Source organism: Rhodoblastus sp. 17X3 (assembly GCF_030056575.1).
In the GTDB taxonomy this organism is placed as follows: Bacteria; Pseudomonadota; Alphaproteobacteria; order Rhizobiales; family Beijerinckiaceae; genus Rhodoblastus.
The window spans coordinates 91,390-111,209 of the sequence record NZ_JASHHX010000002.1; the positions used below are offsets into that span (position 1 = coordinate 91,390).

A 19,820-nucleotide genomic window follows, 5' to 3' on the forward strand; every position below is an offset into this window, starting at 1 on the left:
AGTTTCCGCCGGTTCAGCGGCAGACGCGAACGCCGCCGCGATAATGGCAGCGCGGCGCCACGACGACCGGGCGGGGAGCGACCACGACAGGGCGGGGCGCCACGACGACAGGGCCGCGGGGGGCGACAACGGCGCCACGCGGACCGGCGCAGCCAGCGCGATAGACGCCACGGGCGCAGACGACGGCGTTGGCGGCGGAGACGTCAGCGACGAGCATGCCCAGGGCGAAGAGGCCGAGAAGTACTTTTTTCATGGTCGTTTCCTTTATCCTGACGCGCCGTCCTCGGTCGGACAAGCGGGAGCGCAGCGCGAATCTGGCGCGTCAGCTTGCACCATGGGCGCGCCGCGCGACACCAGAATTACGCAGGCGCAAGCATTTGTGAGGCGGACGAAAGGTCAATCTACGGCGTATTCGCCGGCGGGGCCTCTTCCCGCGCGGGCCGGGCGATTCCGGCCTGCTTTTCGATGAGCGCGGCGAATTTGTCGGTCCAGCCGACAGGCGGAAGGTGGCTCAGGGCCAGATCGCTCTTCGCGCGGAGAGCGGCGCCATCATATGAACGATTGTCGAAGCCTGGCGCGCGCGGATCGTCGCCGGACCAGAACAGGGTCTGGGCGAGATTGTTCAGCTCGAGAATGACAACCTTGCGGTCATCCGGCCCCCGCAGCTCCAGCACGAAGCCGCAATGGTCGCTCAGATAGGTTTTCAGCGCGCAGCACGGCGCGCCGAGCGCGGCGGCGGCGCCTTGCGCCTTCCGGGCGCCAACCAGCCGCGCCCGCGTGATGAAGGGCAGATGGGCGCGCCAGAATGCGCGGCGGGCCGCCAGAACGGAAGCGTCATCCGTGCGGAGGTCCTCCACGATGCGGAAGGAGGTATCGAGCGTCTCCTCGACCAGCCATTTTTCGGCCTGCGCGAGGTCGGCTTCGGGGACGTCGCGCCAGTCATCCAGACCCGCGCGCGGGTCGCCGGCAATGCGGAAACAGCGTTTGAGCGCCCGGGTTTTGGCTTCCGCGTCGCCGCGTGCGGCCGCCCAGCCGATCAGGCCGGAAATGAAGGCGATTTTCGCCCGCGTCCGCGCCGCAGCCGGACCGCTGGCGCCGAGCAGGCCGGCCGGCTCGAAGAAATCCAGCAGCAGATCGGCGGCGTCCCATCGCACCTGCCCCCGGCGCTCAGTTTCGCGCAGGGCATAGGCTTCCGCGACGGCGACGAGAAAGCCGGAGTTTTGCAGGATGGTCCGGGTCTGGGCGTTTTTCGCGGCCTCGTGCAGAAAGGCGAGATCGCCGGAGGCCAGCGCCTCGGCGGCGCGCGAAACAGCCTCCGCGCCGCGCCACAGGCTCCAGCCGCGCGCGAATTCGCCGAACCGGCCCCACAGCAGGTCTTGCCGGCCCGAAAGCCAGTCCTGCGTCAGTCCGGCGGCGGGGTTGTCCGGGTCGAAATGGCGCAGCAGCGCGATGCAGACGCGCGTTTCGGCGATGCGCGGCTTCCAGTCGGTTTCGGCCCAGCGCAGCCAGGCCTCGATGTCGGCGGGTTGGGCGGCCCAAGGCGCGCGCGGGCGCCAGAACAGTTCGAGCACCGCTTTCTTTTCCGCAAAATCCAGCGCGGCGAGATCGCCCCGGCTCGCCGCCAGCTTGCGTGCGGCGCGGTCGATCAGGGAGTCCGGCGCGCCCGGCGCGGCGCGTCCCGGGCCGTGGCGCTCTTCGAGCTCGCCGGCGAGGCGCGTCAGACGCGAGCGCCGCCTAAGTCCGCCGATATTTTGCGAAAGCAGCGGCGGAGAGCTCTGGCCCTGGCCCGGACTATTTTCCCCCGGCATCGAGTCTGTCCAGCCGCTGGTTCAGGTCGCGCAGGGCTCTTTCGACCTGATCGCGGTTGACCGCCATGATCAGCCTGACTTCGATACGGCGGTCGGTCTCCATCACCGCCTTGTCGTTGCGCTGCTTTTCGCTCAACCCGTCGGTGACGGGCCGCGTGTCGGCATAGCCGCTGACGCCCAGCAGGCTCTTGCCTTCGGCGTTTTTCAGATTGGGCACGCGCGGATCGGAGTCCCGCGCGATGCGATAGGCCTCGATGGCGCGGGCGGCGGAAAGGTCCCAGTTGTCGCGGAAACGATCGGCCCCGCCGCGCAAGGGGGCGGCGTCGGTATGGCCCTCGATATAGACGGCGTTGAGCAAGCTGCCCTGCGACAGAGGCGGGCAGGCGGCATTTGGTTGGAAACTGGCGGGCGCGCCCGGCAGAAAACAGGGAACCACATCGGCCAGCGCCACGCCCAACAGGCGGATGACGTCGCGCCCGTGCGGGGTCGGGTCGGCCTGGGCGGATTCGAACAGATTGCCGGTCGGCAGGCGCAGCACGCCGCTGCGGAAATCGGCCTCGACGTTCACGCCCTGCGCCGCCAGCCTATCCTTCAGCATCTGCAGGATTTTCGTGCGCGTGGCGTCGGCTTCCGCGAGGCGGTCGAGCAGCGGGACGACGCCTTCCGTCTTGACGAAGGAGACGAATTCAGAAAATTGCGCGGCGCGCTTTTTCAGGGCGTCGCGTTCGATCTTGACCTGCGCCAACTCCTGCGCGGTCTGGTCGTAAAGCGGGCGCGGCACGGCGTCTTCCATCATCACCAGCGACAAGGCCAGCACCATGATGATGAAGATGAAGACCACGCCGACCATGAGATCGGCGACGGGCGCGAAGACGTCCTTCTTTTCCTCTTCCTCGATCTTGTGAAGGCGGGAGGCGAACATCAGCGAGTCTCCGCCGCCTTCTCCGCGGCCTTTTTGGCCGCGCGATTGTCGACGATGTCGCCAATGTCGATCAGCGCGGCTTCGAGGCTGCCGATGGAGCGCGCGATTTCATTGTCATAAGTTTCGATACATTGCGAGATTTCGCGGCCGAGCGACTGCACGCCGCCGGTCAGTTCGTTGAGCGTGCGGGCGACGGCCTGCTCCACGTTGCGGAAGTTTTCGGCCTGCGAGCCGAGGCTTTTATTGGCTTGCGTCGCCGCGCGGCGAAAGCTGTCGACGACCGTGCGCCCCGCGTCGGACATGACCCGGATGTGCTCGGCGGCGCCGGAGAAATTATCCATTGCGCCATGCAGCGAGGCGGCGGCCGCCGACAGCGGAGTCGCGGCGCTGGCGACGGAGCCTGCCGCGTCGGCCAGCGATTCGGACGCCCCCGAAACGATGGCGCCGGCCTTTTCCAGCCGCGCATTCTGGGCGTCCATGCCCAGGGCGACTTCGGCCAGCTTGAGCGACAGGCCGCGCGCGGAATCGGCGAATCGCTCCACGGTCTTGGTCATCAGTTCCGCCGAGCTTTCCGCAGCGCCGGAAAGGATTTTTGCGCCCTGCGCCGCACCGGAGGCGAGCGCATCCTGGCTGTCGCGCAATTGCGCGCCGGAGGCTTCGCTCGCCTGCATCAGCCGCTCGGCGGCCACCGACAGCGATCGGGAAATCTCCTCCACCCGCGCGGAAAACAGATCGGCGCCGCCCCGGCTGGCCTGGGTCGCGGCGGCGGCGACGCTGTCCAGCGCGGTCTGGACCTTCTGGCCGATCTCGCGCGACGATTGCTCCGAGGCGTCGGCCAGAGCATGGGGCATGGCTAGGATTTTTGCCTCGAACGAGGCCAAGGTCGCGGCGAGCGAGGACTGGCCCTGTTCGAAACCGGCGCTCATCTTTCGCGCGGCGTCCGTCAGGGCCGCCGCCGAGCGGCCGATCTCGTCGCCGAAGCCGCCTTCCGTGGCCTTGATCTTTTCGGGCAGCGTGTCGAAGGCGGCGAGCGAATGGGTCATTTGCGAGCCGAAGGCTGCGATATGGCTGGCGATCTGGTCGCCTGAGGCCGAAATCTGCTCGATCCGTCCGGCGGCCTCGCCGAAACGCGCCATGGCGTCCCGGAAGGTCAAGGTGGCGGTGGTCAGCGGCGCGGCGGCGCCTTCCATCGCGCCCGCCGCGAGCGCCAGATTGTTGGAGGCGCCGGAGACGATTTCGCCCGCCTTGTCGAGCCGTTCGTTATGGGCGCCCAGCGCCTGTTCGGTCTGGTCGAGCCGCGCCGAGAGCTTGCCGACGGCTGCGGCGAAGGCCTCGACCATGCGGGTTAGCCGCGCGGCGGATTCCTCGCCGGAGGCGTTGACGGCCTGCATGCCCTCGGTCATCTGCGCGCGGGATTCGACGCCCGCCTGGGCCAGCGACGAAGCGGCGGCGGCGAGCGCGGCGGCGACGCTTTCGACGCGCGCGGTAATCTGTTCGCTGTTGGTGCGGCTGGCCTCTTCGGTCACCTGCGCCGCGCTGTCGAGCGTGGCGAGCAGGGCGGAGCCGGCTTCGCGCGTGCTTTGCTCGGCGGCCGAGGCGATGGCGGGGGCGATGCCGGCGATCTTGCCTTCGAAAGCGGCGAGCGTCGCGGCGAGGCGATCCTGCGCCTGTTCCATCTGTTCGGCCATCCGGGACGCCGATTGCGACAGAACGCCGGCGCCGCGCCCGATCTCGTCGCCGAAGCCGGTCTGGGTCGCCTTGACAGCGTCGGAAAGCGATTCGAACGACGCCAGCGAATGCGACATATGCGCGCCATAGGCGGCGATATGGCTGGCGATCTGGTCGCCCGAGGCGGAGACGACCTCGATGCGGCGCGCCGCTTCGCCAAGGCCAATCATCGCCTCTCGGAATGTGTGGGTGGCCTCGGTCAGCGGCGCGGCGGCGCCTTCCATTGCGTCGGCGGCGTGGACCAGTTCGCTGGAAGCGCCGGCGACGATCTCGCCGGATTTGTCGAGCCGCTCGTTATGGACGCCGAGCGCCTGTTCGGTCTGGTCGAGGCGCGTGGCGAGACGGCTGACGGCGGAGGCGAAGGCCTCGACCATGCGGGTCAGCCGGGCGGCGGCTTCCTCGCCCGAGGCCGAAACGACCCGGGCGCCCTCGGCCATCTGGGTGCGGGAATCGGCGCCCGCCTGCGTCAAGGCCGAAGCCGCCGAGGCGAGGGCCGCGGCGACACTCTCAATACGCGCCGACATTTTCTCGGCATTGGCGCGGCTGGTGTCTTCCGCCGCCTGACTGGCGTTTTCGAGCGTCTGGCGCAGGGCGGCGCCCATGTCGCGGGCGCCCTGTTCGGAGGTCGCGGCGAAGGCGGCGGGCAGGCCGGCGATCTTCGTCTCGAAGGCCGCGAGCGTCGCCGCCATGCGGTCCTGGCTCTGCTCCATCAGCGCAGCCATGCGCCCCGCCGACTGGGTCAGCTGGTCGGCGCCGCGTCCGATCTCGCCGCCAAAGCCCGTTTCGACCTCGGCGAATTTGCGCGGCATCGAATCGAGCGCGGCGAGCAGCGCGCCCATCTGTGCGCCGAAGGAGTCGAGGTGGCGGCCGACGCCGTCCTGCCAGAGATTGCCGAAGGTCGCGCCCGCGCTTTCGGCCACCCCGGCATTCGCCTCGCCGACCCGCGCGCTCATGGCCGCGATTTCATCCCGCAAGGGCGTGAAGGCCGAGGCGGCGCCATCCGCCAAGGTCTGGGACATTTTGGAAAATGCGGCGTCGAGCCGCGTCGAGAGGTCTTCGGCGAGCGCGCCGAACTGGGCGTTCTGCGCCTCGGCGAGGCGCAATTGCCGGCGCAGAATCATTTCCGGCGCGACATAGGTCGAAAGCGCGCGGATTTCCTGCAGCAGGTCTTCCTCGGCCACCGTCTGGGCGGAGGCTTGCTGGCGCGCGACCACGCTCCAGAAAATATAGGCGAGGATGCCGGCGATCGAGGTGATGAATTTCACCGAGCTGACGGCGAGAATGCCTTCGACGGCGCGCTTGAGCTGCTCGGGGGAGAGGGAATCATGGCCCGCGCCGCCGCCGCCAAGCTGCAGCAGGGCCGCGGAGAGGCCGACGAAAGTGAAGAACAGGCCGACGGTCAGGAACACGCCGGCGAGCGTCGAGGACCATTTCGGATAGGAATGGCCGGGCAGATGGACGAGGGCGAAGAAATCCGCCGGGTCGGAATAGCTCACCGCATTGCCGTGTTCGAATTCGACGCTGGAGCGGTAGCGCCGCCAGGCGGGGGCGAGGTCGTCGCCTTCGAACAGCGAATCGGCTTGCGCGAAAAGATCCTCTGGCGAGCGGTCGTCGCCGCGCAGGGCGCGAAGCGCGCGCGACAGGCGGCGCAGGCGGCCGACGAAGCGGCGCTCGGCCGGAACCAGCGCCAGCAGCCAGATCAGCAGCGCCGCGCCGAGGATTCCCAGCGCGATGCCAACCGCCAGCGGGCGCCCCGAGAACAGGGCGATGGGCGTCAAGATGAAGTCGGCGAAACCATCCATTGACTTATCCCGGCCGTCCCAAGCGTCTCAAATCAGGCCCCGCGCGCAATAGCGGCGGGAATGGGCCGCCGGCGCGAAAGCCGGCGGCGCAAAGTCCAATCAGCCGACGGACTTGATGGTCTTTTCGATCTGGCCCTTCAGAGGCTCGGCGGCTTCCTTGGAGATCTTCTGCGCCAGAGCGGTGAGGTCCTTGGCCTGCTCGGCCAGGGCCTTGAACTGCTTTTCGGCAAAGGCCGACTGCAGCGGAGCCAATTCGCCCGGGCTCTTCACGGAGGTGAGCGAGGACAGGAAGTCGAGCGTCGAATAGGTGTTGGCCTGGAGGGCTTCGAAGGCCTTGGCGTTGAACTCGGACAGGCCCTGGGCGACGACGGAGGCGCTGGCGTTGAGGGTGCCGGCGGCTTCCTTGGCGGAGGCGTTGAGCTTCTCGAAGGCTTCGCGGGTCTGGGCAACGCCCTTTTCGGCGATTTCGCGGACATTGGCGCCCGAAAGATTGAACAGCTCGGCGGGGTTCTTGATAGGGTCGTTCGACATGTTTGGGCTCCTCATGGACGATTTGGTCGAAAATGTCCTTAAGCGAGGGCGCGATTCATGACTTTCGGCCTCGCGGAGCGCATCCTATGGGAACGGCCGACGCGCTGCAACAAAATTGTGCAGTGCAGCAAAACGGCCAAGCTGAAGTCCGGGCCGAATCCTTGGCCCGTCAGGGTTCAGCGAGCGAACCAGCGAATGGTTTCAATCACGGCGATCGCGAGCCCGACCACCAGCGCGCCGGCGGCTGCGCGCCAGAGCCAATTGCGCTGGCCGTCGCTCAGGCGCGGCCCAAGCGCGGCGGGGGCAAGATAAAGCAGCAGCGCCACGAGGGCGAGGGTTTGCATGGTGCGATCCATAGGACTCTCCGGCGCTGCTTTGCCGCAATTTTACGGCAGCCCGTTTTCGAGATGCCGCATATCCTGTTCCGCCTCTTCGGCGCTTTCGAAAATATGCGGCGCGACGCCGCGATTTTCCAGCGCCTCGCCCAGCTTCATGCGCAGGAAGCCGCTGGTGGTGTAGCGCGAAACGCCGGAATAAAACTGGTCCATCAGGCCCCGCACCATGGCGGAATAGGAATCCAGCAGCTCCGGCACGATGGAGAAATTGTCGTAATTGACGATGGCGTAGACGCGGCGGCCGAGCGGCGCCAGCTTCTGCTCGACCATGAGGCGGATGTCGTCGATGTCCTTCTGGCTGCGCAAGGCGTAATGCTCCAGATCGACGAAGAACAGGTCTTGCTCCTCGTCAAAAGTCAGGCGCTTGTCGAGCGGCACGTCGAGCAGGTACGAGCGAAGGTCCATCGGCGCTTCCTGAAAGATCCGCGCGTCCATCAGGATCGGATCGCGCGGAATCAGCGGCTTGAAATCCATATGGGCGAGAATGTCGCGATCGAGGTCGACGCCGGGAGCGATTTCGGTCAGCTCCAGCCCGTCGGGACGCAGGGCGAAGACGCAGCGCTCGGTGACATAGAGCACGCTGCGCCCCGATTTTGCCGCTTCCGGCCCGCTGAAGGTGACATGCTCCACGGCGTCGACGAATTTGCGCGCCCGCGCTTCGAGAATGATGGCGAGCTTGCCATCGCGCGCCTCGACCTGCTGCTTGCCGGCGCCAAAGGTGCCGACGAAGACAACGCGCTTGGCGTTCTGGCTGATATTGATGAAGCCGCCGGCGCCGGCGAGTTTCGGCCCGAACTTGCTGACGTTCAGATTGCCGTGGCGGTCGACCTGGGCGAGGCCCAGAAACGCCGCGTCGAGCCCGCCGCCGTCGTAGAAATCGAACTGGTAGGGCTGGTCGATCACGGCCTGGGTGTTGGTGGCGCAGCCGAAATCGATGCCGCTGGCGGGGATGCCGCCGATCACGCCCGGCTCGGCTGTGAGGGTGATGAGATCGATGATCTTCTCCTCATTGGCCACGGCGGCAATGCCCTCTGGCATGCCGATGCCGAGATTGACCACGCTGTTGGCCTTCAGCTCGAAGGCGGCGCGGCGCGCGATGATCTTGCGCTCGCTCATCGCCATCGGCGGCATGGAGCCGGCGCGCACGCGGATTTCGCTGGCGAAGGCCGGGCTGTATTGCGTGCCGAAGGTCTGCCAATGGTTCTCGGGCCTGGCGACCACGACGCAATCGACCAGCACGCCAGGAACCTTGACCTGGCGCGGATTGAGGCTGCCGCTTTCGGCCACGCGCTCGACCTGCGCGATGACAATGCCGCCCGAATTATGCGCGGCCATGGCGATGGCCAGCGCCTCCAGAGTCAGCGCCTCCTTTTCCATGGTGAGGTTGCCATCCGCATCGCCGGTGGTGGCGCGGATGATGCCGACATGGATCGGAAAGGTCTTGTAGAGAAGGTAGTCCTCGCCATGGAGGGCGAGGCGTTCGACGATGTCCTCGGTGGTGCGGGCGTTGAGCTTGCCGCCGCCATGGAGCGGATCGACGAAAGTGCCCATGCCGACGCGGGTGATATGGGCCGGGCGATGGGCGGCGATGTCGCGGAAGAGATGGGTGATGACCCCCTGCGGCAGGTTATAGGCCTCGATGCGGTTGCCGATGGCCAGCTCCTGCAATTTTGGCGCGAGCCCCCAATGGCCGCCGATGACCCGCTTCAACAGGCCCTCATGGGCGAAATGATTGAGGCCCCGGCTTTTGCCGTCGCCCTGACCCGCCGCATAGACCAGCGTCAGTTCGCCGATCCGGCCCTGCGAATAGGGCAACTCGCTCTCGCAGGCCAGGAAATGCTCCTCCAGCGCGAGGGCGATTTCCTCGGCGAAGCCAATGCCGACGAAGCCGCCGGTCGCGACGGTGTCGCCATGACGGATGAGTCGCACGGCTTCCTGCGCGCTGACGATCTTGCCCTTCTCCGCTGAGCGTAGATAGGGCAGGGCGGGATGAGTTGGCATAGGACGTTCCCCCGAATTTTTGTTCTCGGCTCACGATGCGTTCGCCCTTCGGGCGCCGGGCCGGATTGACTTAGCCTAAACCATTTTTGCGCTTTCGCGTTCCGGGATTTCGCGATTTGAGAACAAGGCTTTCGTCGCACCCGCGCTCTTTGCTAAGAGCTTTGCGTCGCGGCGCGCGCTGCGGCTCCAGCTGATGGTTAGGCGCGCCTGCGCCGCCGAGCTTATGCGAGGGATTCCTTGACCGCGAAGAGTCGCGGTCAAGGAGAAGCGGTAAGAAGCCATGGCATACGAAATCATATCCATCGAGGGCGCGCCGGACGGCCCGCCGCCCGCGCGGCTGTGGCCCTTCGTCTGGCACTTCGTGCGTCAGATCAAAGGCCTGCTCGCCCTGCTGCTCGTGCTGGAGGCCTGCGTCGCCGCCGGCGCCACCATGATCCCCGTGATGATCAGCTGGCTCGTCAATGACGTCAACGCCTCCGCCGAGACGCGCGACGTGCTGAGCCACCCGTGGCTGTGGCGCACGGCGGCCCCGATACTGATCGCCTGGGGCCTCTGCATGGCGCTGCTCTGGTACATCTATGACCATCATTATACGGCGCGGTTCAACAATCTCATCCGCTACCAGCTCGCCCGCTATACGCTTGGCCACAGCATGGCCTATTTCACCAATGATTTCGCCGGTCGCCTCGCCAACAAGGTGGTGGACGGCGGCGCGGCCCTGCGCGACCCGTTGCGCAGCACGATGAGCGCCATCTGGTATTGCGGCTTCTTTGTCTTCGCCTCGATCATCGCCATGATGCGCTTCGACGCCTGGCTGGCGGCGCCGACCCTGGTCTGGCTCGCGGCGTTCATCGGCTCTCTGGTCTATTTTCTGCCGCGCGTGCGTGCGTTGCAACTTGCCCATGCGCGCCATCACACCGAGCTGGTCGGCCATGTGAATGACGTGTTCGTCAATATCGGGCTGGTGAAGCTGTTTGGCCGCGAGCAGGAGGAAACCGCGGCCAATCTGGCCGAACTCGGGCGGCACAGCGACAGCTTCCGCGCCGCCCTGCACAAGATCTGGCAGATGGGCGCGACCCATACCGCGCTGAACGTCGCGCTGCTGATGGCGTCCCCGGCGCTGGCGCTGGCGCAATGGCAGGAAGGGCGCATCACTTCCGGCGTCGCGGTGATGATCGTCCCCATGGCGTGGCAGATGGTCAATATGTCGGGCTGGATCCGCAACGAAGTCACTAATGTGTTCGAGACGCTGGCGCGCGTCGAGGAATGCATGGAGACGATCGCGCTGCCCTATTCGGTGGTCGACGCCCCCACCGCCCGGCCTCTCAATGTGGCGCGGGACGGCGGCAAGGTCGAGTTCCGCGAGATCGAATTCCATTACGGCCGCCTGCGCGAAGCGGGCGAGGGCGGCGTGATCGAAAAGCTCAGCCTGACCATTCCGGCCGGGCAGAAGGTCGGCCTGATCGGCCGCAGCGGCGCCGGCAAGAGCACTTTGGTCAATCTGCTGCTGCGCTTCTACGATCTCGAAGCGGGCCGGATCCTCATCGACGGGCAGGATATTTCCCGCGTCTCGCAGCAGAGCCTGCGCCGCCATATCGCGGTGGTGACTCAGGACAATACGCTGCTGCACCGGACCATCGCCGAGAACATCCGCTATGGACGGCCCGAGGCGAGCGACGATCTGATGTTCGGCGCCGCGCGGCGCGCCCATGCGGAGGACTTCATCCTCGCCTTGCGCGACAAGGACGGCGGCGCGGGCTATGCCGCGCAGGTCGGCGAAAGGGGCGTCAAGCTGTCGGGCGGCCAGCGCCAGCGCATCGCCATCGCGCGGGTGATTCTCGAAGACGCCCCGATTCTGGTGCTGGACGAGGCGACCAGCGCGCTCGACAGCGAGGTCGAGGCGGCGATCCAGCAGGAAATGACCCAGCTGATGGAAGGCCGCACCACGATCGCCATCGCCCATCGACTCTCGACCATCGCCCATATGGACCGGCTCATCGTGCTCGACCGGGGCAGGATCGTTGAGGACGGCGGCCACGACGAGCTTCTGGCGCGCAATGGCCTTTACGCCCAATTATGGCATAGGCAGAGCGGCGGCTTTCTGGGAACCGAGGCTTCTGATCCATAAAATCGCTTTTAATCAGTATATTGCGCCGCGAATTTCGTGAAACAAATGAGTGTTGAAAACCTCGTCGCCATGACGGCGGGAGGGGCTGGGAACGGTTTGTAAAGGCTATTATTTTTCAGCGCCGACGCCCGGCGAGCCTTTTCCTGACGACTCTTGCCAAGCGCCGCGCCTCTTGGCATAAGGGGCCGCGCGCGGGTGTAGCTCAATGGTAGAGCAGCAGCCTTCCAAGCTGAATACGAGGGTTCGATTCCCTCCACCCGCTCCATTTTGCCATAGGTCGTTGATTTTGCTATAACGCACGGAGCTACAAGGGTTTCGTGTGCATTCTGGTCATGAAATTGGTTGTAGTATTGGTTAGAATCCAAGCTGCTCCATGACCCGTCCAACCACCTCCGGCCTGCCATTTCTCATTCTTCGTTCCGATAGCGGAAAATACGCCTATTGGCGGAATCTCCCGAAAGAACATGCGGCAATCGCAAAAGGAACGATCGATCTCTCCTGGGCCTTGAAGTCTCACCTCCTCGACGGGAAGCAAGTCATCAAGATTTCGCTGAAGACGGGCGATTTGACTCTCGCCCAACGCCGCTGGAGTGACGTCCATGCCCAGATCGAGGGGCTCATCGAGAGGGGCATCGTAGGCGCCAAGAACGAAGTTGTGTCGGTGGGCGGTCCAATCGACTCGCTGACCTCGGGCGATCGGTCCGCGATTGCCGCCCAGGCGCGGCATGATGTTTTGTCCGACCATGACGCCGATTGGACTGATCCCGAAACATTAAGTCCGTTGGCGCGAGGTTTGGAACAAGCGCTAAGACGGCGCGACGCAGGCAGATTGATCTCCAATGGAGAACAGGCCAGCGGCTTCAATATTGCCGGCATGTTGAACTTCCTGGAACGCTTCCCGCCTGGAATGACACTGAATCAAATTCGTGAGGCCGCCCGTGCAATGGAAGCGGACAATGTGGCGCGAATGCTTGCTTCCGGGCGAACTTGGCCCCTTGATGGTTCCGCCGCATGGACGGAGGAGTTTGTACAGGATCCCGACAACCCGTCCGGAGAACGCGTCGTCGACAGTTATTCGTCGCCCAGCGAACTGACGACAAGACTTGCCGAAAATGGTTACGATCTTTCAGACGAAATCGAACGTCGAAAAGTCGCTCACGCCGTGCTGATGGCCAAGGCCGCCGCTTACCAGGATATTGGAAAGCGCAGGAATGGCGTCGCAATTGAAACGCCGCCCCGTCCCGCGCCTTTGATCGCAGACGAGAAAGGCGAGGTCTTTCCGACAATCCTCGAGATGCATGACAACTGGTCGGACCGGGTTAAGCCCGATCGAAAGACGAAGGACGACAATCGGCTATATGTCGAACGCTTCATTTCGATGCAGGGGAACCTGAAGGTCGAGGAAATCACGCGCAAGCACATCAGGGACTTCCGCGACAAGCTGAAGAAATTTCCGGCGGCTATGCCGGCTCATGTTTCAAAGAAACCGTTTCTCGAAATTGTCGAATGGGCGGAAAAGAACGATCCGCCTAGGCTCAGTCCAGTCACGGTCAATCAAAAAGGTCTAGGCGCGCTATCGACGCTGATGCAGCTTGCCGTGAACGAATACGATTTGCCCGGCGACCCAAGCATCGGACTTCGGTTGCCCGTAACCGAGGATGACGTCCTTGAGCGCCACCCATTCACGCCGGTCTTGTTGGCCAAGTTTCCGGCGTCGCCCGTCTTCCAGAATCCGCCCAAAGTGTCGAAAGGCGGCTGCAGCGCCGCAGCTTTCTGGATTCCGCTGATCAGCCTTTATGGCGGCGCACGGCTTGAAGAGATCGGTCAACTCCCCCTTTCCGACATTCTGTGTGAGAGTGGGATACCTTATTTCTGGTTCCGGGACGATAACGACGAAGACGGTGAAGAAAAGCCCAGGAAAAAGGGTCGCCGCCGCGGCGCGGAAAAAAGCGAAGAAGACAAGAGCATCAAGTCGAAAGCTGGCCGCCGGCGGGTGCCGTTTCATCCCGTTTTGATTGAGCTTGGGCTGCCGGAATATATTGCGGCTCGCCGGGCCGCGGGCGACAAAATGCTGTTTCCGCAACTGAACGCTTATCGAGGGCGCTGGACAAAGAACTGGTCAAGGTGGTTCGGGCGGTATTTGAACAAACACGTGACCGACGACCCAGCATTTGTTTTCCACTCGTTCCGCCATTCCTTCATTGGCGCCATGCGACGCAAAGGGATCCGCCTGGACTTCATGAAAGCCCTAGTTGGTCATGCGCGCGAACTGGAGCTTGATTTGAAAGACTTCAAAGACGTTACAGAGGAATATGGCGACGCCGTGCCGATCGCCATCCTGAATGACGTGGTGAAGCAAGTCGCCTATGCGGGCTTGAAGTTCGAACGAATCGAAGCGTTTCTGCGGTAGACTGCGACCATTAACCAATCAGTGTCGACGAATTCGGTCGGCGCCAAATCGTTTCAAATGGATGCCGATTGAGGCTGAAAGGGCGCCGGTACGAGTTCATGATCGGGCGTTCGCGCAAACCTTGCATTGATCGCTTTGCTTTGGCGCCAAATTCGGTGCCGTCATTGACGTTTCCGGGGTTTGATCCGATCAGTTTTTTTGGCTCGTCGCATTGGCGGTAATTCAGATGGTCATGGCTTTGCGTGGTTGGGGAGACATTAGGCGGTCGTCGACCCGTGCGTCGTCAACTTATAGCAATTTTGGTCGAAAACGCCGCGCACCCTTGTGCAGGGGGGCGAAGCTGCTTGGGACTAAACCCAGCGCTCGAAACCATCTCGAGCGCACAAACACGTCCTCCGAAGCCGCCGGTCTCCGCGTCCGTGGCCCAACTCGAGCGAACTATAGTGTCAGTCGAGCCCTGTGATCGCTGCCGCCGGGCAACACGGATCAGCGTCTGTAGCGACGTCCGCCTTTTCTTTGGTCGCTCAGACCTCGAAAAAAATGACGCGACGGGGAGGCCGCGAAATGAGGGTAGGGATAGTCGCCAAACTGCTCGAGCCGGTAATCCGCGAGCGCGCTGTGTTCCTGATTGCGGGCGATTTGAAAAAGTTCCGGCGGATGGTCCTGGGGAAAGCACAAAATATCAAACCAGTGCTTTTCGTCGGGTTCGCGCCATTGCCAACGCGAGCGGTAACCGGTTGGCGGAGACCCATCGATAACCAGGCGCCACAGGTGAGGTCCAATTTCGTATGGTCGCGAATAATAAACGCCTGACGACATCGACCGATTCCTCTTTTGGCCGCTTCAGGGCCTTTTTTCGGTAAATCCCCGCGACGTCATCGCGAGGATTCTGGACATGATGTGTGCTTGAAACTGTCAAGCGAAGTCGGCCGCAGCGGCAGGAGCGAGCCGCGCGATTTCGCTGTCGATTTCCACCCGGACTGCGTCGAGGCGGTGACGGCAGGCCTCATAGGCGGCGACGCCGGCGCGGAAGTTCCCGACCAGGCCGTCGATATCGCCAGGACCGCCGCGCTTGAGCCGTTCGACGATTTCCTGAAGTTTCTTGTAATTAGCGGCGTAGTCGACCACGGGGGCAGGCGAGGCGTTCAGCGGGAACGGATCGGCTGCTGCCGTATTGGAGTTGGGGTTCATTTTTACTTCTTTCAGTGTGGCGGGGAGGAGGGGATTTCGGGACGGACCGCCACCATTCCATCCGCGAAACGCAAGAAAATGCGAGGTTGGCAGCGTGCCTCGGCGGCTGTCCTGACCAGCGCGCCGTCGCGAGTCGACAACGCCAACGCGAAACCACGCCCGAGTGTGTCGCTTACGCTGAGCGAGCGTAGCGTTCGTTCCAGATCAACGATCGCTGCCGCTTCTGCGTCGAGGGCCCGCGTGATATGAGCGAAGAAGGTTTCTCCCAACGTGGCGAGTGCATTCGATTGCACCTCAAGCAAATTCGCCGTCGCGCCGCTGACCTCCGCGTGACGGTGGAGGCCTATGAAGAGAGACTCCAAACTGGTGTGAGCCGATCGCGCTCCCTCGCCAAAGGCCAGTTCGGTCTCTGCGGACTGAATGTCCAAACCTCTTGGCGCTTCGACAATGAGGTCTGCGCGAAGCCGTTCGAGCTCTTTCGCCTGATGGCCGAGATTTGCGCTTGTCGTTGCAAGGCGAATTCGAAGACTGGAGAGCGCCTGATCGAGCAGTGCGCCTGAATCCGAAATGCGTCTGAAGTTGCTTGCGGCTGCTGCACTCAACAGGCTGCCGATGCTTTGGCGCTGAACGCCAATTGCGTCATGGCAAAATTTGGTGATTCCGGACCAGTTCTTTCGCGCCGTCTCCGCCGGCTGGGTGATGAGATCCACAACCAACTTGAGGGCTTTGCTTGGCGTGTCTGCGGCCCGCCAGGCGACTTCATCAAGCAAGCCGCGATCCGACGCATGGCCGATGCCGGTGATTGCCGGAAACGGCAGGGAGCAAATAGCCCTCGCCAGATCTTCGTTGGCTAACACCGCCAGCCCGCTGCTTGCGCCGCCTCCGCGTACGAGCATCAAGGCGTCGAGTGATGGCAGGTCTCGGGCTTTTTGCAGCGCCGCCAGCAGACTGGAGACAGCGGTCGTCCCTTCAAACGCTGCTGGTAAATCAAAGACCTCGAGGACGCCGGCTGTTTGGAGGCGACCGAGCTCTTTGGCGACATCGGCCCACCCCGCCGCGCCGTAGGGATGGACGACCGCGAGCCGACGAATGTCGGGCGGCGTCGGCAAACGAGACTGTGCTGTGAGAAGTCCGTCCGCGCGCAATCGGGCGCGAATCCTGTCGAGGCTCTTGGCCAGAAGTGACGCGCCGATCGCAGGATTCAAATCCTGGACTGTTCCCTGAAGGTGGAAACGCGGATGAAAATTCAGCGACAGCCGAGCGACGACGCTGGATTTTTCGAGGTCGGCAGGATCGAAATCAGCGATGGCGAGCTTTTGCCTTATCGCAATGAGATTTCGCTCCGGCAGATAAACTTCCAGTCTGGCGCCGGCCGCGGAGTGACTGCCGTCGTTTTCTCCCAGTTCGAGCGCGTAACCGCCGCTGCGGCGACGGACGCTGACGACGGCGGCGTCGACCCATGCCTCACGTGGCGCGCCGGCTCGTACCGCGCTGGCCACCCCATCGACGAGTGCGCGCAGCGTGAGCGTCGGGGGGGCCGGAGCCATCGGGACGCACGCTGGCGTCCCATCCCCCGTTGGGGATGGCGATCGAATATCGAATGTCATTGTCGGTGGGTCCTGGAGGGCTTTGTCGGGCGCTGGAGCGCCATCCTTTGTCGCTTAAGTGTTTTTGGGGTTTTCTCTCTGAACGCCCCTGCCCATCGAAATTCTTAACTAACCTCGGAGAACTCAAAATGTAGGTTCAAACTGATCTGCTCCGCGGACGCGTTTACAGTCCGCGGCATTCGTCCTTATGCGTCCGTCATGTGGCGCACTTAGGGACACATCTGCGACCACCGCGCATCGCCGCTTCGCCGGCCTATGTGGTCGGCCCGGGTCCGCCGCGCACGTCCGACGATCTCGCGCAGCACGATTGCATCTAATTTCTACGAGCCTTCGGAATGGCGTTTCAATGACGCGAAAGGTGGGGCTGTCGTGCGGACGATCATTGGCGGTTGGTCAGATGACCGGCGCACTTCGTTCTGTGCGCCTGGCGCATTGAACTCGCGCCAATCGGGTGCCACGAAAGCCGCGCCCTGGTCCGCAAACTCTCGAGTTTCGGATGGCAACGATCAGCTCAAACGCGGTTTCAAGCTGTTTTCGCAATGGCCGGAGCGACGTCGTCAGCAGACCTTCCCGGCTGCGGTCGAACGCGTATTCGTGACCCTGAGCGGCCTGTCGCAAACCTTGCCTGCCATGCAAAAGAATGACTGAAACCGGAAATTCGCAAGAACGTGGTTGCCGTCCTGACAAGTCCAGAGGCTGGCCGAATGAGCGATAAGTCGTCGGCTTAATCGTCGGTCGTCGATGACCAGCTGGCGTGCGACACCAGCGGCGAGGCTTTCAGTGCGGTAGCGACGGCGTCGAGTTCGTCTGGTTCGATAGAGGTGCTGACCAAGGTGGCTGCAAGTTCGGTTACATCGTCGGATCGTTCGCTGACCTCAACCTCGCGAATGGGGTAGCTGGCGTTCTCAAGCGCCGTGATTAACTGATCGCGGACCTCACCGACATGCGCCGCCTCGGTGAGCACGTGAACCTCGTAGGTCGCTTCCGAGGTCCGTTCATTGACGGGAGCGCGATTGATCGCGTCGACCAGCGGGCGCAGCAGCGTATTGCCGGCCAGCACCGCCATTGTCACGACGACCGCTTCGGGCAAAAGGCCGATGCCGGCCAAGGTTCCCACCGCCGCCGAACACCAAAGCGTAGCGGCGGTGTTCAAGCCCCAGACCTTGCTGCCATCCTTCATGATCACGCCGGCGCCGAGGAAGCCGATGCCGGAGACGATGTAGGCCGCGAGCTGCGCCGCCCCGGCATTGGCGTTGAGACGCGAGCCGATCGAGACGAAGGTCGCCGCGCCAACGGCGACCAGAACATTGGTTCGGAGCCCGGCGCTGCGCTGACGATATTGACGTTCCGCGCCAATCAGCGTCGCCAGCACGAACGCGACCGCGACGTCGATAGAAAGATCGATCAGTTGGGACAATTCGAAGCGCTGCATCAACGTCATCCAAGGTACTGAGCCATTACAGGATTGTCCTAGATCCGGAGACACCGGGATGATCAGCGTTGGCCGACGGGCACACCCCGGCGCTTCGCTTTGTCATCCGGTTCGACGTCCTTGACGATCCCCGATCAAGCGTCAAGGCCGCGCGCCCGAAGACGCGCGGCCTCCCTGCTAAATTCATCCGTGGCTGAGCGCCAGCGCGACGATACGCACCAGAACAAGTCCGCCGGCCACGACGAGATAGCCCCGCAGGACGAACATCCAGGTCTTGGCAGCCAGCGACAGCTGCGCCGGAGGAAGCAGCGCCAGCGGCGGCATGCGCCATTCCTCGCGCGGCGTGGCCTCAACGGTCATGGCGGCCGGAGCCCGCTCGTCCTTGGCGCCCTTCTTGACCAGCATCGTCGCCAAGACGATCACGAGGCCGAGCGCTCCGCCGCCGGCGAGAATGCCGAGGATCACCGTCTCATTGGTCGCGTCCGGGAACAGGACTGAGGCCGTGAGAATGATCGACAGCATCACGAGCAGCGCGATCACGCCGCCGGTGAAGATGTTCAGCCAGCGCGAATTGGCCCAGGGGCCGAGCACCGCCTTATCGTTGCACAACAGCAGCAGGAACACGGTCGCGCTGGGCAGCAGGACGCCGGCGAGCGTCTGCACGGCGTTCGTCAGGAGCCCGAGCGGCGCGCCGGGCGTGAGAACAAGTCCGGCGGAGACTATAATCAAGCCGCAATAGACCGCATAAAAACCCTTGGCGTCGGAGGGCTTGCGATGCAGCGAATGCCGGATCGACAGGACATCGCCGAGCGCATAGGCTGTCGAGAGCGACACTGCGGAGGCGCCGATGATGCACGCATCGATCAGGGCGAGCGCGAACATTACGCCCGCCGCTCGCCCGGCGTATTTGCCGATGCCGCTCGCCACCGCCCCGGCGTCAACAAAAGCGCCGAACTCGGGCTTGCCGGCGAAAGCCGCCGCCGTGAAGGCCATCATCGCCGCCGCGCCGACGATCACCATGACGATGCCAATCCAGAGGTCGGCCTTCTCGTAGCTCATGAAGCGCGGGGTGATGCGCTTGTCGATGACGTAGCTTTGTTGGAAGAACAGCTGCCAGGGGGCGATCGTCGTGCCGACGATGGCGATGATCAGCAGCATGACGTCGCTCAGCTTGGCTCCCGCCGGCATTTGCGGCGTCACGAAGTCGCGCGCGATCTGGGCGATCGGGGGATGGACGAGCAGGAACACTGGCACGAGCAGCAGGCTGCCCGCGACAAGGGTCATCGAGAAGCGCTCGAAACGGCGGAAATCGCCGGTGCTCGCCGCCGCCATGATCAGAACGGCCGCCAATGCGACGCCGAGTTCCTTGGAGACGCCGAGATAATCGAGCGCCAGTGCGATGCCAATGAATTCGGTGACGATGGTCAAGGCGTTGAGCAGGAACAGGTCGATGACGCTGAAGGCGCCCCAGAACTTACCGAATCGCTCGAAGATGAGGCGAGCGTGGCCCACGCCGGTCACAGCGCCGAGGCGCAGAACCATTTCCTGATTGACGTAAAGCACGGGCACAAGGAGCAGCAGCGTCCAGAGCAGGGTCGTGCCGTAGTTCTGGCCAGCCTGGGTGTAGGTCCCGAACGCGCCGGCGTCATTGTCGCCGACCATTACGATGAGGCCCGGACCAAGGATGGCCAGGAACGTCTGGAGCTTGTGCCTCCAGTTGGCGCGGGGGCCGTGGTCGCCGTGCAGAATGGTGCCGAAGGCGCCGCGGATGTTGCCGACATGGGCCTCGTCGAGGACGGCCGAACGGGCCGCAGTCGCTTCTGAAATCATCGTCATGTTCGCTTCCTGACCCGCGATCGAACGCG

At 63.8% G+C, this 19,820-nt stretch carries 15 protein-coding genes and 1 tRNA gene; 4 read left to right on the forward strand and 12 right to left on the reverse strand.

Going from position 1 to position 19,820, the window contains the following annotated elements; translation table 11 throughout:
* Nucleotides 1-13: 13 nt before the first annotated feature.
* The 7 genes from QM467_RS03140 to QM467_RS03170 all read right to left on the reverse strand — a co-directional run bounded on the left by QM467_RS03140 (nt 14) and on the right by QM467_RS03170 (nt 9,187).
* Nucleotides 14-253 (reverse strand): hypothetical protein, encoded by a 240-nt coding sequence (locus QM467_RS03140; protein ID WP_283364842.1) that lies wholly within the window; start codon nt 251-253, stop codon nt 14-16.
* A gap of 148 nt (nt 254-401) precedes the next feature.
* Complete coding sequence (locus QM467_RS03145) at nt 402-1,808, reverse strand: EH signature domain-containing protein (RefSeq protein WP_283364843.1); 1,407 nt, start codon at nt 1,806-1,808, stop codon at nt 402-404.
* Nucleotides 1,792-2,730 carry an OmpA/MotB family protein gene (locus QM467_RS03150; protein WP_283364844.1) on the reverse strand — a complete coding sequence of 313 codons (939 nt, stop codon included), beginning with the start codon at nt 2,728-2,730 and terminating at the stop codon, nt 1,792-1,794. Before QM467_RS03150 ends, QM467_RS03145 begins: the two co-directional genes overlap by 17 nt.
* Nucleotides 2,730-6,260 carry a hypothetical protein gene (locus QM467_RS03155; protein ID WP_283364845.1) on the reverse strand — a complete coding sequence of 1,177 codons (3,531 nt, stop codon included), beginning with the start codon at nt 6,258-6,260 and terminating at the stop codon, nt 2,730-2,732. Before QM467_RS03155 ends, QM467_RS03150 begins: the two co-directional genes overlap by 1 nt.
* Nucleotides 6,261-6,359: 99 nt before the next feature.
* On the reverse strand, nt 6,360-6,791 hold the full coding sequence (locus QM467_RS03160) for a phasin family protein (RefSeq protein ID WP_283364846.1): 432 nt from the start codon (nt 6,789-6,791) through the stop codon (nt 6,360-6,362).
* Between the two features lie 176 nt (nt 6,792-6,967).
* Complete coding sequence (locus QM467_RS03165; protein ID WP_283364847.1) at nt 6,968-7,147, reverse strand: hypothetical protein; 180 nt, start codon at nt 7,145-7,147, stop codon at nt 6,968-6,970.
* A 30-nt stretch (nt 7,148-7,177) separates the two neighbouring features.
* Nucleotides 7,178-9,187: an acyl CoA:acetate/3-ketoacid CoA transferase gene (locus tag QM467_RS03170; protein WP_283364848.1), complete on the reverse strand. Its 2,010-nt coding sequence runs from the start codon at nt 9,185-9,187 to the stop codon at nt 7,178-7,180.
* Between the two features lie 280 nt (nt 9,188-9,467).
* On the opposite strand from QM467_RS03170, the gene QM467_RS03175 reads away from it, so the two are divergent.
* From QM467_RS03175 to QM467_RS03185, 3 genes are all read left to right on the forward strand, one after another.
* On the forward strand, nt 9,468-11,315 hold the full coding sequence (locus QM467_RS03175; protein ID WP_283364849.1) for an ABC transporter ATP-binding protein: 1,848 nt from the start codon (nt 9,468-9,470) through the stop codon (nt 11,313-11,315).
* A 191-nt stretch (nt 11,316-11,506) separates the two neighbouring features.
* Nucleotides 11,507-11,580: transfer RNA gene (locus QM467_RS03180), tRNA-Gly, on the forward strand.
* Between the two features lie 108 nt (nt 11,581-11,688).
* Nucleotides 11,689-13,725, forward strand: a complete 2,037-nt coding sequence (locus tag QM467_RS03185; protein ID WP_283364850.1) for a site-specific integrase — start codon at nt 11,689-11,691, stop codon at nt 13,723-13,725.
* Nucleotides 13,726-14,211: 486 nt separating this feature from the next.
* Here the strand turns inward: QM467_RS03185 and QM467_RS03190 are convergent, their stop codons facing one another.
* From QM467_RS03190 to QM467_RS03200, 3 genes are all read right to left on the reverse strand, one after another.
* On the reverse strand, nt 14,212-14,544 hold the full coding sequence (locus tag QM467_RS03190) for a hypothetical protein (protein ID WP_283364851.1): 333 nt from the start codon (nt 14,542-14,544) through the stop codon (nt 14,212-14,214).
* 96 nt (nt 14,545-14,640) lie between these two features.
* Nucleotides 14,641-14,916, reverse strand: a complete 276-nt coding sequence (gene xseB / locus QM467_RS03195) for an exodeoxyribonuclease VII small subunit (protein ID WP_283364852.1) — start codon at nt 14,914-14,916, stop codon at nt 14,641-14,643.
* Between the two features lie 11 nt (nt 14,917-14,927).
* Nucleotides 14,928-16,463, reverse strand: a complete 1,536-nt coding sequence (locus tag QM467_RS03200; protein ID WP_283364853.1) for an exodeoxyribonuclease VII large subunit — start codon at nt 16,461-16,463, stop codon at nt 14,928-14,930.
* A 429-nt stretch (nt 16,464-16,892) separates the two neighbouring features.
* Between QM467_RS03200 and QM467_RS03205 the strand changes: the two genes are divergently transcribed.
* Complete coding sequence (locus QM467_RS03205) at nt 16,893-17,171, forward strand: hypothetical protein (protein ID WP_283364854.1); 279 nt, start codon at nt 16,893-16,895, stop codon at nt 17,169-17,171.
* Between the two features lie 76 nt (nt 17,172-17,247).
* Here QM467_RS03205 and QM467_RS03210 read toward each other — a convergent pair whose 3' ends face one another.
* Together QM467_RS03210 and QM467_RS03215 are read right to left on the reverse strand one after the other, a co-directional pair.
* A complete protein-coding gene (locus QM467_RS03210) occupies nt 17,248-17,964 on the reverse strand; it encodes an MgtC/SapB family protein (protein ID WP_446737723.1) in 717 nt (238 codons plus the stop codon).
* A gap of 174 nt (nt 17,965-18,138) precedes the next feature.
* On the reverse strand, nt 18,139-19,791 hold the full coding sequence (locus tag QM467_RS03215) for an NRAMP family divalent metal transporter (RefSeq protein WP_283364856.1): 1,653 nt from the start codon (nt 19,789-19,791) through the stop codon (nt 18,139-18,141).
* Nucleotides 19,792-19,820: the final 29 nt, after the last annotated feature.